Annotated in this window: 14 protein-coding genes; 7 read left to right on the top strand and 7 right to left on the bottom strand. The window is 67.9% G+C overall.

Annotated elements, in window-relative coordinates:
* Window position 1: 1 nt before the first annotated feature.
* The 6 genes from EV376_RS23670 to EV376_RS23645 all read left to right on the top strand — a co-directional run bounded on the left by EV376_RS23670 (window position 2) and on the right by EV376_RS23645 (window position 8280).
* A complete protein-coding gene (locus tag EV376_RS23670; protein WP_130326685.1) occupies window positions 2-1150 on the top strand; it encodes a mandelate racemase/muconate lactonizing enzyme family protein in 1149 nt (382 codons plus the stop codon).
* Window positions 1147-2760, top strand: a complete 1614-nt coding sequence (locus EV376_RS23665) for a D-aminoacylase (protein WP_130326682.1) — start codon at window positions 1147-1149, stop codon at window positions 2758-2760. Before EV376_RS23670 ends, EV376_RS23665 begins: the two co-directional genes overlap by 4 nt.
* On the top strand, window positions 2750-3682 hold the full coding sequence (locus EV376_RS23660; RefSeq protein ID WP_165438084.1) for a dihydrodipicolinate synthase family protein: 933 nt from the start codon (window positions 2750-2752) through the stop codon (window positions 3680-3682). The genes EV376_RS23665 and EV376_RS23660 overlap by 11 nt, the downstream gene beginning before the upstream one ends.
* Window positions 3679-4617 (top strand): dipicolinate synthase subunit DpsA, encoded by a 939-nt coding sequence (locus EV376_RS23655; RefSeq protein ID WP_130326678.1) that lies wholly within the window; start codon window positions 3679-3681, stop codon window positions 4615-4617. Before EV376_RS23660 ends, EV376_RS23655 begins: the two co-directional genes overlap by 4 nt.
* Window positions 4614-7571 (top strand): FAD-binding and (Fe-S)-binding domain-containing protein, encoded by a 2958-nt coding sequence (locus EV376_RS23650; RefSeq protein ID WP_207228357.1) that lies wholly within the window; start codon window positions 4614-4616, stop codon window positions 7569-7571. The genes EV376_RS23655 and EV376_RS23650 overlap by 4 nt, the downstream gene beginning before the upstream one ends.
* Window positions 7572-7794: 223 nt before the next feature.
* A complete protein-coding gene (locus EV376_RS23645; RefSeq protein WP_207228355.1) occupies window positions 7795-8280 on the top strand; it encodes a DinB family protein in 486 nt (161 codons plus the stop codon).
* A 136-nt stretch (window positions 8281-8416) separates the two neighbouring features.
* Here EV376_RS23645 and EV376_RS23640 read toward each other — a convergent pair whose 3' ends face one another.
* The 7 genes from EV376_RS23640 to EV376_RS23610 form a co-directional block, all read right to left on the bottom strand.
* A complete protein-coding gene (locus EV376_RS23640) occupies window positions 8417-8605 on the bottom strand; it encodes a hypothetical protein (protein ID WP_130326674.1) in 189 nt (62 codons plus the stop codon).
* On the bottom strand, window positions 8606-9667 hold the full coding sequence (locus tag EV376_RS23635) for an aminotransferase class I/II-fold pyridoxal phosphate-dependent enzyme (RefSeq protein ID WP_207228353.1): 1062 nt from the start codon (window positions 9665-9667) through the stop codon (window positions 8606-8608).
* Between the two features lie 391 nt (window positions 9668-10058).
* Window positions 10059-11147 (bottom strand): IS630 family transposase, encoded by a 1089-nt coding sequence (locus EV376_RS23630; RefSeq protein ID WP_165438083.1) that lies wholly within the window; start codon window positions 11145-11147, stop codon window positions 10059-10061.
* 354 nt (window positions 11148-11501) lie between these two features.
* Window positions 11502-11786: a hypothetical protein gene (locus EV376_RS23625; protein WP_130326670.1), complete on the bottom strand. Its 285-nt coding sequence runs from the start codon at window positions 11784-11786 to the stop codon at window positions 11502-11504.
* Window positions 11787-11979: 193 nt separating this feature from the next.
* Window positions 11980-12408: a hypothetical protein gene (locus EV376_RS23620; RefSeq protein ID WP_130326668.1), complete on the bottom strand. Its 429-nt coding sequence runs from the start codon at window positions 12406-12408 to the stop codon at window positions 11980-11982.
* Window positions 12405-13091 carry a helix-turn-helix domain-containing protein gene (locus EV376_RS23615; protein ID WP_130326666.1) on the bottom strand — a complete coding sequence of 229 codons (687 nt, stop codon included), beginning with the start codon at window positions 13089-13091 and terminating at the stop codon, window positions 12405-12407. Before EV376_RS23615 ends, EV376_RS23620 begins: the two co-directional genes overlap by 4 nt.
* Window positions 13088-13315 (bottom strand): hypothetical protein, encoded by a 228-nt coding sequence (locus EV376_RS23610; protein WP_130326664.1) that lies wholly within the window; start codon window positions 13313-13315, stop codon window positions 13088-13090. The genes EV376_RS23615 and EV376_RS23610 overlap by 4 nt, the downstream gene beginning before the upstream one ends.
* A gap of 44 nt (window positions 13316-13359) precedes the next feature.
* Between EV376_RS23610 and EV376_RS23605 the strand changes: the two genes are divergently transcribed.
* Complete coding sequence (locus EV376_RS23605) at window positions 13360-13881, top strand: universal stress protein (RefSeq protein ID WP_130326662.1); 522 nt, start codon at window positions 13360-13362, stop codon at window positions 13879-13881.
* Window positions 13882-13931: the final 50 nt, after the last annotated feature.

The raw sequence follows: 13931 nt of genomic DNA, 5'->3' as shown, positions 1-13931 counted from the left end.
CATGGCCGGTCCCATCACCGAGGTGCGCGCAGTCCAGTACGCCAACCTGCCGATCGAGCCACCTCCGTTCCGGTCGGGCCCGACCGCTGCCTCCGGCGCCCTGGTCTCGATCACCAACGCGGACGGCATCACCGGGTGGAGCCCGATCCACCACTACGGCGAGGTCCCCCTCGCCGAGGTCGTCCGGCTGCTCAACAGCCACATCGGGGCCACCCTGATGGGTCGAGATCCACTGCTTGTCGAGGAGGCATGGGGCGAGCTGCGCACCCGATTCGCCCGTCGTGGACCCGGACTCATGTACGCGATCGGCGCCCTCGACGTCGCGCTGTGGGACCTACGCGGCAAGGTACTGCAGCAGCCGGTCTGGCGTCAGTGCGGAGGAGCCCGATCCCGGGTGGAAGCCTATGTGGCATTCGGCGCCGCCGGGCCCACCAGCACCTCGGCACCGGATCAACGGCGCTACTCGGTGGAGGAACTGGTCCAGGAGGCTCGTCACCTGGTGGCCGAAGGCCACCGTCGCCTCAAGACGCTGGTTGGCCGGACCACGCCGTGGGACGCCGCCGACGACCTCCGCCGGATCGCCGCGGTCAGGGAGGCGGTCGGGCCCGATGTGGCCCTCATCCTCGACGGCGGCGCCGGCATGGACCTCGTCGACGCAGTGCGGCTCAGCCGCCTGTGCGAACCTCTGGACATCTCCATGTTCGAAGAGCCCGTGGTGCGCAACGACCCGCGCCTGCTGCGGCAACTGAGGCAGCAGACGTCGATCCCGATCGCAGCTAACCCGGTGGGCTTCGCCCCGACCTATGCCGAGTACATCAGGACCGGGGCTGTCGACATCCTGCAACCCAACGTCATCAGTATGGGGTTCACCGAGGCCCTCCGCGTCGCCGACATGGCACACGCCAACGGTGTCAGGATCGCGAACGGGAACGGCTTCGGTCCCCACAACGCGCAACTGCAGTGCGGCTCAGCAGCAGGATCGAGCGTGGAATACCACCTGAAGCACCTGCGCGTGTACTCCGCACTCTTCCAAGATCTCTTCCTGCCCGAGAACGGCTGGCTCGAGATCCCTGACCGCCCGGGCTTTGGGCTCGACCCCGACCCGGACGTCCTGGCGGCGTACACCGTCTCCCAGGAGGAAACCGCATGACCGATGTCCTGATTCGAGGTGGGACGGTCATCGACGGCACCGGCCGCGCACCATTCCGGTCCGACGTGGTGTTGCGGGACGGCCGGGTACGACTGGTCCGGGAGGCAGCGCACGACCCAGCGGCGACCGTCGTGGACGCCTCCGGCGCCGTAGTGGCACCGGGCCTCATCGACGCGCACAGCCACGCGGACATCGCCGCCCGCTACGCCGAGGAAGCCCCCGACATCCACCACTGTCGACTACTCCAGGGCGTCACCACCGAGGTCGTCGGCAACTGCGGCTTCAGCACCTTCCCCGTACCCAACTCGGCCAGCCAGCGGGTCCTGTCCGACTCGAGCGCGCCGTTCGGCGCGAAGGGCACCACGTACGAGACCATGGCCGGGTACGCGCAGGCCATGCAGCGCCTGCCGTTGCCGTCGAACATCGCACCACTCGTCGGGCACGGGGCGCTGCGCTCGGCTGTTCTCGGCGCCGACGACCGGCCGGCCGACCAGCGGGAGCGCGATGCGATGCTCCGCGCGTTGCGCACGGCCCTGCGTCAGGGCGCATTCGGCCTGTCCACCGGATTGGCGTACACCCCGGGGTGCTGGGCTTCGCATGACGAGCTGGGCCTGCTGGCCTCGGAGGTTGCCGCGGCCGGCGCGCTCTACGTGTCGCACATCCGCAGCATCACCGACGGCGTGTTCGAGGCGGTGGACGAGGCGGTCGAGGTCGCCGCCCAGGCGTCCGTGGCGCTGCACATCTCTCACCTCAAGCTGGCGGGAGAGGCGAACTGGGGGCGCAGCGCGGAGGTGCTGGCAAAGCTCGACCAGGCTCGGGACGGCGGCCTGTCGGTGACCACCGACGTGTACCCGTACACCGCCGGGAGCACCAGACTCCTGGCCCTCCTGCCGCCGCCACTGTTCACCTCCGGTGTGCCAGCGGCGCTGCAGGCTCTTCGTGACCCGGCGGTGCGGCGCCAGGTCGAGGCGCAGCTCGCGGCAGGCGTCCCCGGATGGCAGAACCTCGGTACGACGACCGGCTGGCATAACGTACGGATCGCGTCGGCGACCGGAACCCCGCAACACCACGGTCGGAGCATCACTGACGTGGCCGCCCGGTTGGGCCTCACATCGCCTGTGGACGCGATCGCGGAGTTGCTCCACCACAACGACGGCCAGGTGGTCGTCGTCCTGCACAACATGAGCGAGCAGGACCTCACGACGTTCATGCGGTGGCCACACACCAGCATCGGCTCCGACGGGATTCCGCTGCCGGGACTCCCGCACCCCCGCGTCGCCGGCACATTTCCGCGCGTCCTCGGTCGGTACGCGGGTAGCGGGCCGGGACTGGACCTTCCCGAAATGGTGCGGCGGATGACCCTCGCCACGGCCAAGCGCATCGGGATTCCGGGCCGGGGTCAGCTATCCGATGGCATGGTGGCCGACGTCGTGGTCTTCGACCCGGACACCGTGCACGACAACGCCACCTACGAGGACCCACTGCTCCCGCCCACTGGTATCAGGCACGTCTTCGTGGCGGGTGCCGCCGCTGTCGAGGACGGCGTCGTAGTCAATGACCGCCGAGGGCGCGTACTGCGCCGGAACGAGGTGCACGATCGTGCCAGTTGACGACTCCAGACCTACCAGCACTCGGCGGGTCTACGCCATCGCGCCCACCCAGTTCAAGCAGGACGGGACCGTCGATGCAGGAGCCATGCTGCAAAATCTGCTGGCACTCTCCGAACACGGCATCGTCGACGTGCTCCTGACCGGGGCGTACGGCGAGTTCCAGAGTCTGACGGACCAAGAACGCCAGCGCATCGTCGACATCGTCGCCGCGCAGGCGCCCGGTCGGGTGATGGCCTGCGCAGCAAAGCCGTCCACGACGGCGACGGTCGAGCTGGCGAACCGCCTCGCGGATGCGGGCGCCGACGAGATCATGGTGAGCCCGCCGTTGCTTGCGGAGCTCAGCAACGATGACATCCTGCGGCACTTCGAGGTCCTGGCCACGAGGGTCAACGCCCCAATGGTGATCTACAACAACCCTGTCTTCGGCACCGACCTACAAGCCGACCAGCTGTCCGCCATTGCCGCCAACAGCGGGTTCTCCGCGATCAAGCAGGGCACCAAAGCCGAGTGCGGGATCAGCGCCACCATCGATGCAGTCGGACGACACGTGCGAGTGCTGGGGGCCTCAGACCTCGTCTCGGTGCAGGCACTGGCGGACGGCGCGGACGGCTTCACCTCCACCAATTCGTGGGTGTTCCCGCGCGCGTTCGGGCTGATCGCGCAGCACGCCGGAACCGCGCAGCATGCGCTGGCCGAGCAGGTCCGCTACGCACTCGAGCCCTACGCGGCAGCGGTCCGCGAGCTTGGCCAGCCCCGCGCAGTGAAGGCCGCCATGCAACTGCGCGGCTACGCGGGAACGCCAGTGGTGCGACTTCCCTACGTCGAGCTCGATGCTCGCCAGCAGCAGGTGCTGCAGGATGCGCTGAGGTCCGCGGACGAGCGTTTCGACGCGCTCGATGCCCGCGAGGCGCTCGTCTCGTGACGGACGCCCTCCCCGTGGTGCCCGACGAGCACCACGAACACCCAACGTCCGCCGCCACCCGAACGGCGATGCGCGTAGCGGTCCTCGGCGGTGATCGACGCGAAGCCCGGGTCGCGGTCCGTCTCAGTAAGAACGGGCACACCGTGAACCACTTCGGGACCGACCTGGTGTCTGCCCAAGACGTGCGGGTCACGGAATCGGCGGAAGAGGCCGTGGCCGGCGCGCGGTGGATCGTCTGCCCCGCACCGGGCCTCGGCCCCGACGACAGCGTCTTCGCACCGTACGCCACGACGCCAATCGTCCTCGACCAACGGCTGCTATCGCACTCGGATGTCCATGCCGGCGGGATCATCCTGGGCAGGGCCAGCCCGAGCCTGCGAACCTGGGCCGCAAAGTCCGGATGCCGCCTCTTCGAGACCAAGGACGACCCCCGGCTCGCGGAGATCGTTGCCGATGCGGTGGCCGAGGAACTAGTCGCCCAAATGGTGCGGCTGACCGACCGCCTGCTTCGCGAGGTGCCGGTCGCACTCTTGGGCTTCGGAGCAACAGGCCGGGCGATCGCCAAGCTCCTCGTCTCGATCGGCGAGCCGGTCTGGGTGGCCGCACGTCGTCCCGAGGTCCTCCGCGAGGCGCTGGCGCTCGGCGCGCAACAGGCCGTGCCGTACGACCGGCGAGCGGAGCTCTTCAAGGACGCCGGCCTGATCGTCAACACGGCTCCCGACCGCCGAGCCATCTCCCCGGACGCCTTCGCTGCCGTGGGTTCCACGGCTGTCATCGACATCAGCTCCCCACCGGGCGGAATCGACCACGACGCCGCCTCGGCCGCCGGACTCACCGTCATCTGGGCCAGAGGGCTGGGTGGCAAGCGAGCCCCGGTCACGGTTGGCGACGCGCAGTTCGAGTTCGCTCGGCGGATCATCGAGGAGGAGCCGTGAACTCCAGATCCGCCCGAACGCGCCGTGGAACGAACCCCGCTGCCCTGACCGAGTTGCGGCGAGCGGTCTCCGACGGCAGTCTGCGCACCACGCCCGTCGAATTGGCAGCGGCCGCACACGACGCCTCGCACTACCTGCTGCAACCGACCGCCCTGCTGGTGGCCAAGGACGCGCATGACGTCGCATCGGCGCTCGCGGTGGCACGTCGCCACGGTCTACCCGTGACGTTCCGCTCCGGCGGGACCAGCCTGTCAGGCCAATCCGTGACGTCAGGGCTCCTTGTCGACACTCAGCGCCACTTCACTGACGTCGAGGTCCTGGACGCGGGGGCGCGCGTGCGCTGCCAGCCGGGCGCCACGGTGCGAACGGTCAATGCCCGCCTGTTTCCTTACGGCAGACGACTCGGCCCCGACCCGGCCAGCGAGATCGCCTGCACGGTGGGTGGTGTCGTCGCGAACAATTCGAGCGGAATGACAAGCGGCACGGAGGAGACCGCGTATCGGACGATCGAGTCAGCCGTCATCGTCCTCCCCAGCGGCACCGTACTCGACACCGCCTCCCCGCACGCCGAGGCGAAACTACGCGCCGACGAACCCGAACTCCACGACGGACTCCTTCGGCTACGAGAGCGCCTGACGAACGACCCATCCCTGTGTGACGAGGTCCGGCGCCAGTTCGCCCTCAAGAACACAATGGGATACGGGCTCAACGCGCTCGTCGACCACACCGACCCCGTTGACATCCTCACCCACCTCGTGGTCGGTAGCGAAGGAACGCTGGGATTCCTGGCGCAGGTCACGCTCCGGACCCTGCCCAGGCTGGATCACGCTGCCACCACGCTGCTCGTGTTCGAGTCGCTCCCGCAGGCGACAGATGCCCTGCCAACGCTGATTGCGACGAGGGCGCGGGCGATCGAACTGCTGGACGCAAACTCCTTGCGGGTCGCGCAGCAGACTGGGGGAGAGGCACTCCCAGCCCTCGGGCTGACCGTTGACGAGCACACGGCCCTCCTCGTCGAATACCAGGCCGCAACCGAAGCCGAACTCGACGACGTCGTCCACGCAGCACACGACACCCTCGCCACGGTTCACTCGCACACCGCGATCGAGCTCACCCGCGATCCCCGAGTCCGCAGTGAGATCTGGCGAATTCGCAAAGGGCTCTACGCCGCGCTCGCCGGGTCCCGGCCGGTCGGATCAACAGCCCTACTCGAAGACGTAGTCGTGCCGCCACCGGCTCTGACGGGCGCCGTCCGCAGCCTCACGGAGCTCCTCGCCGAACACGGCTATCAGGACGCGGCCATCTTCGGGCACGCCAAGGACGGCAATCTCCACTTCATGATCAGTCCAGCGCTGCAGGACCCTGCCGAGGTCTGTCGATACGAGGCATTCACCGAAGACCTGGTCGACCTGGTGCTTGGCCTCGGTGGCTCCCTGAAGGCCGAGCACGGCACGGGACGGATCATGGCTCCCTTCGTACGAAGGCAGTACGGCGACCAGCTGCACCAAATCATGGTCGAGATCAAAGCCTTGTTCGACTCCACGATGATCCTGAACCCAGGCGTGCTCATCAGTGATGACCCGTCGGCACACCTGAAGAACCTCAAGGTAATACCCGTCCTGGGCGGCGAGATGGATCGCTGCGTCGAATGCGGTTTCTGCGAGCCAGGCTGCCCGTCACGCAACACCACCACGACGCCACGACAGCGCATCGCCCTGCTTCGTGAGATGGCTGCCGCAGACGACGAGGCACGCAAGGACCTCCGACGCGGCTACGACTACGCGGCAGTGGACACCTGCGCCGCAGACTCACTGTGCGCACTGTCGTGCCCGGTCGGCATTGACACGGGCAAGGTCATGAAAGCCCAGCGCACGGCACGACACGGCCGCTTCCAGGCGGCCGCAGCGGTACTAGCAGCGAAGAACTGGCGTGCTGTCATCGCCACCCTGCGCGCGGGCCTGCGTACGGCCTCCCTCGCTCCGGACAGCTTCTTCGTGAACATCGGTGCTGCACTCGGGGCACGGCTGGGGGCACGCATCGCCAGCCTCGGCGGGCTCCCGTCCGCCGGTCGGGCCCGCCCGAGACCACAGACACCCTCGGGATCCGCGGGAGTGTTCTTCCCGGCGTGCATCGGCTCGTTGTTCGGAGCGGCAGGAGGTACCAACGCAGGTCTCGGGGTCACCGAGGCGTTCCTGCAGCTCTGCCGCAGAGCAGCCATCCCAGTGAGCGTGCCGGACGGGGTCGATGGGCTCTGCTGCGCAACCCCCTGGACGTCGAAGGGATACACCGACGGGGCTCGTGAAATGGCGCGCCGCACACTCGACGCGCTCTGGACGGCCTCGCGGCGGGGCACGTTGCCGATCGTGTGCGATGCCAGCTCGTGCAGCCTCGGTCTCGACGAATTGTCCGGGCTCCTTGACGACGCCCGGCGCCGCCAGCTGACCAAGCTGGACATCGTGGATGCGGTGACCTTTGTGCGGCGGTCGGTGCTGCCGAGGCTCCGCGTGACGGAGCGGATACCCTCCCTGGCCCTGCATCCGACGTGCGCAACGACGCACCTCGGCATCGAAGACGATCTGCGAGCCATTGCATCGGCCGTCGCAGAGGAGGTCTTCACACCCACCACTTGGGGGTGCTGCGGCTTCGCCGGCGACCGAGGTCTGGCCTTTCCCGAGCTCACCCGGGGCGCGACGGAACGCCAGGTGCGTGAACTCTCGGGGCGGGACTTCCACAGTTACGCATCGTCCAACCGGACATGCGAGCTGGGCATGTCGCTGGCGAGCGGAAAGCAGTACCAGCACGTGCTGGAACTCCTCGAAATCGCAACCCGCGCTCAGCGCGTCAACGGCCAGGTCGGTGTACAGGTGAATGGCGATCGCCCGGTTGGCCAGGTACCGGGCGTGCAGGTCCAGGACGGTGGCCAGATAGAGGAGGCCACGGCCAAAGACCGGTAGGTGATGCCGCCGACATAGCGCGTGCGCCCAGCGGCCCGGCTGCCGGGCCATGCGCCCACCCGGAAGTGTCTGCGCTGGCTGTTAGCGTGCGACGCGGATGGTACCGCCCGCTGTGCTCGCCGACCGGCCGCACAGCGGCCGGCGGCTGTTCGACATCGTGGCGGTCCGCGTGGGGCTTCTCCACGGACTATGGGTGATCTGACCGGCAAGGGGCGTGGACCGGGTGGATGGCAGCGAGAAGAACGCATTGTTGATGTTCCTGGAGGCGCAACGTGCCAGCGTACTGGCGATCATCGACGGCCTCGACGCCGAAGCCCTGACAACCGCGGTGCTGCCTTCCGGATGGACGCCGCTCGGTCTCATCGAGCACCTCGGCTACGCCGAGCGGCACTGGTTCCAGGAAGTCGCCACCGGCTCCGCCGAACCGATGACCTGGCCCGACGACGACCACACGCCACTCACCACCCCGCGCCCACCAGCGGTGGTCATCGCGTTCTACCGCGACCAATGCGAGCGATCCAACGCCGTCCTCGCCTCCACCCCACTGTCGGCGCCCCCGCGAGGACGTCACCCCGGTCCACTCGGGGACGAGATCACCGACCTGCGTCGGATCGTCCTGCACGTGATCGAGGAAACCGCGCGCCATGCCGGTCACCTCGACGTCGCACGCGAGTTGCTCGACGGAAAGACGGGACTCGGGCAGCGCTAACTCCCCTCGACCGTCGACGTTCCAGCCCTGGCACCACCCTCCACTCGACAGGATCCCGTCATGCACCCACGGTCCGAGCTTGAGTGACCTTCACGTCACGGCCGCCAGGGTTGCGCGCGCCTGCGGGAGTGTGGATCTACCGGTACCCGACAGTGCAGAACAGCAGCCCGACCACGATGCTCGCGGCACCGGGCCCGACCGGCGGCGCCGTCATGCCGACCAGACCGGCCGACAGCGAGAAGGGTACGAAGTGCAGCCGCCACATCCGCGCCCAGGCAACCGCCGGATCCCGGGTCCCGACTGCGGGTTGGAGCCGGTTTGACACTCATCGGTCCTTGAGGGCCATCAGGTCGCGGACCTCGGCGAACGCGGCGACGGCGCGCTTGAGCTGCTCCGACGTGTGGGTGGTGGAGAAGCTTGCCCGCAGGCGGGGCGAAGCCGCCGGAGGGATCACAGCGTTGACATAGACGCCGCGGTCCAGCAGGCCGCGCCACGCAAGCAGGGTCTGCTGCACGCCGTCGAGCCGTACCGACACGATCGGCGTTTCACTCGGAAACGGGTCGTAACCCAGGGCGCTGAGCTCACGCCGCACATACGAGGCGTTCTCTACCGCCTGGTGGCACAGCCAGGGCTCCGACCGCAGGATGCGCAGGGCGGTGTACGCGGCGGCCAGGTTGGCCGGCGGCGCGGACGCGCTGAAGATGAGACTGCGCGCGTGGTGGCGCAGGTACTCGATGACATCCTCCGGACCGAGCACCGCGCCGCCGATCGACGCCAGCGACTTGCTGAAGGTGACCGTGACGAGGTCGACCTGATCGGTGACGCCGAAGTGTGCGCTGGTACCCCGGCCCTCGGCCAGCACACCGATGCCGTGCGCGTCATCGACGAGCAGACGGGCGCCGTACTGCCGGCACAGGCGCACCACCTCGGGCAGCGGGCACAGGTCGCCCGCCATCGAGTAGACCCCGTCCACTACGACCAGCCGTCCGGCGTCCGAGGGGGTGGACGCCAACCGCCGTTCCAGGTCGTCCATGTCGTTGTGGGCGAACCGGCGGGTTCTGGCCCGGCTCATGCCGCAACCGTCGTAGACCGAGGCGTGCGCCTCGCGGTCGAGGATGACCACGTCGTGATGCGACAACAGGGCCGCGATCACGCCGACGTTCGCCTGGTAACCGGTCGGAAACACCAGTGCGGCCGGCATGCCGAGGAAATCGGCCAGCTCGTGCTCCAGTTCCTCGTGCAGCGGCGTATTGCCGTTGAGGAGCCGCGATCCCGTGCGCGACGATCCGTACTCCTCGATCGCCGCCTGCGCCGCCGCTTTCACCCGGGGGTCGGAGGTCAGTCCGAGGTAGTTGTTCGAGCCGCACATTAAAATTTCGCCGTCCACGGTCTTCGCGACGGTCGCGTCCTGACCCCCGAAGGGGGTGAAGTACGGGTACAGCCCGTCCGTTCGAGCCTCCCGACTCTCGGTGTATGACCGGCAGCGACCGAAGATGTCCACTGTCACCACGGTTCGCACAACCCCTCTCATCTGGTGCCCCGTGTGCACCAGGCCGATTAGCGGGCCCGCTGCTCCAGTTGTCGCAAATCGCTTCAAGGGCGGAACACTGGCGACCGAGATCGGCCAGCACTCAGCCGCTGTGCGGATGGCGGTGGCTGGTCATCTCTCCCATCCGCGCAGGCCCGTCCCACCATCAGGCAGGGGAGTCGCTCTCCCAACACCTGGTCACTCAAGATCGCCGAGGCGCCACCGACGTCCGTGGGCAGAAGACCTAGTGTCATGAGTCATTAATTCGGCCACAGTAGGTGGCGACGCTGTTGAGAATGTCGTCGGCGGTCCTGGTCCAGACAAAGGGCTTCGGGTCGGCGTTCCATGCGTCGATCCAGGCGCGGACGTCGGCTTCGAGCTCGGCGAGGCTCCGGTGGCTGGATCGGCGCAGTTTCCGGTTGGTCAGTTCGGCGAACCACCGCTCGACGAGGTTCAGCCAGGACGCCGAGGTCGGGGTGAAATGCAGGTGGAAGCGGGGATGCGCGGCCAGCCATCGCTGCACGGCCGGGGTCTTGTGGGTGGCGTAGTTGTCCAGGACCAGGTGTAGGTCCAACTCGGCGGGGGTGTTCGCGTCGATGGCCTTGAGGAAGCGCAGGAACTCCTGGTGACGGTGCTTGCGGTGGACCTGCCCGATGACCGTGCCAGTGGCGACGTCGAACGCGGCGAACAGACTCGCCACACCATGACGAACGTAGTCGTGGGTCTGTCGGGCCGGGACCGTGGGCATCATCGGCAGCATCGGCCGGGTCCGCTCCAGGGCCTGCATCTGCGACTTCTCGTCCACGCACAGCACCATCGCCTTCACCGGCGGATCCAGGTATAGGCCGACCACGTCACGGACCTTCTCCACGAACAGCGGATCCGCCGACAGCTTCCAGGTGTCCACCAGGTGCGGCTTGAGGCCGAACGCCCGCCAGATCCGCGACACCGCGGTCTGCGACAGCCCGGTGGCCTTGGCCATCGACCGTGTCGACCAGTGACTGTCCTGATTGGCCGGCTGCTGCTCCAGCGTACGAACAATGACCTCCTCGACCTGGTCGTCGCTGATCCGGCGAGGCGCCCCAGGCCGCGGCTCGTCGACCAGGCCCTCCAACCGGCGCGCCAGGAACCGGCTACGCCACTTGCCCACCATGTCCCGCGACACACCAAGCCGCTGCGCGACATCGGTATTGACCAGCCCATCGGCGGACAACAGGACGATCTTCGACCGCAACGCCAACGCCTGTGACGACTTACCCCGCCGCGCCCACCGGGTCAGACACGCACGCTCATCATCAGTCAGCTCGACAAGACCACGAGGACGACCAGCCACCCCCACAGCCTACTATCTGCAGCCGAATTAACGACTCACGACACTAGTACGGCAGCCGCCGCTCGGATCATGGCGGAAGTTCGACCCTGAGCCGTCGTCTGTAGGGGGCCTGGCGGCCTCGGCCTTAGTTATTGACTCGTTGCGTTGTCGACACGGCCAGTCGAGTGATCGGTGGTCAGGCCTGATGGACTGGCAGGTGTCGTCGCAACCTGGTGGAACAGGTCACCTGCCGCTCGGCCACTGTCGCTCGGCCTGACGTTCAGGACGCGTCGTCCCGAACCACCTCGGGCGGGTTCTGACCTTGGGTCGCGCGGTCTCGTGCGTCATAGACGTATTCCGCCTCCGTGTTTCAGCTGGTGCTCATCGGCGGTCGAGCTGGGTGAAGATCTCGTCGATGTAGCCGTCGTATGCGGCGGCCACGTCGTCGAGATCGAGTGCTGCGGGCAGGTCGTCGGCGCGTTGCCGCCGGAGCAGGTAGGCCACTGTCGCTTCGATGATGCGGTTCTCGTCGGCTTCGACGACGGCGATGTGGGCCACGACGTCAGGGCTGGCGTGGATGCTGAACTCGACCGTGTCTTCGCCTTCACGGGTGCGGATCAGGTAATTGTGGTCACCGAGTGCTTCGACCTGCGGTTGGCCGGCCATCACAACACCTGCCCGCTGCCCGGGTCGCGAACTGTGCTTGCGTGACGGGATCCCGCGCCACGGAGGGCCGCGCCGAGAGACCGCTGCCGCCCAGTCGGGGCATCTGGTTCGTGCATCCCGCACGCGCGGAGGCCGACGTCGCTGCCCATGGTGTTCCTAGTCATGCGTCTCCGATCCGATGCTGCTAGCCCGCTCAGCCCGACAGCAGCCAGGCGCTCAGGACGATCAGGGCGATCACCTTGACCACCTCCAAGGTGATGTAGACGTGGTGGCTTGATGACGGTGGTACGTCCTCGCCTGCCAGGACCCGGTCCGAGCGTCGGTTCAGCCGCGGTCGTACGAGTCCTAGCTGGACAGCGAGAAGCGCAATCGTGACGGTCGCTGCGACCGCCACCGGCACAGACTGCGGGTCGACGATCAGGGCCACCGCGATCACGATGGCCCACCCGATCTCGGCCAGATTCAGCGCCCGGAACACGATCCGGCCGATCGCCAGCCCGACGCGCAGGTCGAGTCCGGGTGCGCGGAACTTCAGCGGTGCCTCCAGGAACGAGATCGCCAGCACCATGCCCAGCCACAGCAGCGCCGCCGCCGTCGCGATCCGTACCGCCAGCTCGTTCATGGCCGGGTCCTGGTCGAGGCCAGATGCGCGACGCACAGATCTGGTTCGACGAACGAGTCGAGCCGGTCCACCGTGACAGGACCGTTGAGAGCTGCCAGCGCGCCCTGCATGAGACCCAGATGCAGCGAGCAGATCACGTCAGCGTGGTCGTCGACCAGATCCAGGAACGGGCAGTGCCGCAGCCGGATCTGTTTCGTGCGTGCGCCGCTGTGGGGCTCCGGTTCGAAACCGAGATCGGCGAGCATCCCGACAGCCCGGGTCAGAGCCTCGGTCTTGGTCGATGCGCCAGAGCGTTGGGGCGAGTCGATCAGCGACGATCCCCAGGTTCGGCCCAGTTCGGCGACCGTCCTGGCAGGGTCGGGTGTGCTGGCCGCGACGTGACTGGTCAGGATCGTAGCCAGCAGCCGATAGTTCGATGGGCCGTTGCGGTCCATCCCCCGATGCGCCCGGTAGACGATGGGGGGCCGTCCCGGTCCGGTGATCTCGCCAAGCAAGCGCTCGACGCGTCCCGCGTCGGTGAGCGCGTCGAGATGGAAGCGGACGGTATTGGGATGCACACCGAGCCGGTCGGCGATGGTGGTGATGGTCAGCGGGGCCGCGGATGCCCGGAGCATTGCCAGGATCAGCCCCCGCCGTCCTGAGATCTCCGGGTCGGCGGGCGTCGCCGTCGTGGGCTGCCTCATGCGCTGCGGGCCGGTAGGTCGGCCGCCACCGCCGTGCCGGTGTTCGACGAACCGGGTGGCTTTGGCTGGCCGGGCAGCGTCTCGGCGACGACGTGCGCAGTGTCGGCGGCGTGGTCGCGCCGCGTCCGGCGCAGGTCGTCGTAGTAGATCGTCTCGACCCGGCACTCCTCGACGCCGGTCTGGTCCTTGACGTCCACCTGCGGGAGGCCGATCACGGAGGTCATGTTCGGAGTTTACACAATAAACACTTGTAGGAATAGGATCGGGTATGCCCGAGCACCGGCTCGGACGAAGGGACAGCGCCACCATGACCAACGCCCACCCGGGTCACGGAACCCGACCCGATAGCAGCCAGGACGGATCCGGCGGCCCGCGTCTGGGACATGTGGTGGTCGGCTTCGACGGCTCGCCGGCCAGCTATGACGCCCTGGCCTTCGCCGTAGGCTGGGCCCGCCGCGTGACCGCTCAACTCGACGTCGTCCACGTCAGCGACCTGTCCTGGCAGTGGGTGGCAGACGCGTGCGGCGCGGTGTCGTCCGTGCCCGCCGTGCCGGCCTCGCCCCCCGACCTGTCCGCTGAGGTTGCTGCGGCCATGGCCGGTTTCGGGCTGCCCTGGGACTACATAGCCGCCAGCGGCGGCGTCGCAGACCAACTGGAATGCCACGCCAAGCGGCTCAGCGCCGACGCCATCATCATCGGCCGATCACGCAGACGCACCCACGTGTTGCGGTCCTCAATCTCCTACCGGCTCCTCAGCCTTGCCGACAGAATCGTCATCGTCGTCCCCTAAAACCGTGTGAGCGCGAGCCAGTCGAACAGCCCGACCACGGCCACCTACGT

The sequence above is a fragment of the Micromonospora sp. CNZ295 genome (genome assembly GCF_004217535.1).
The sequence above is the reverse complement of the archived record's forward strand: the minus strand, read 5'-3'. Positions and strand labels throughout refer to the sequence as shown.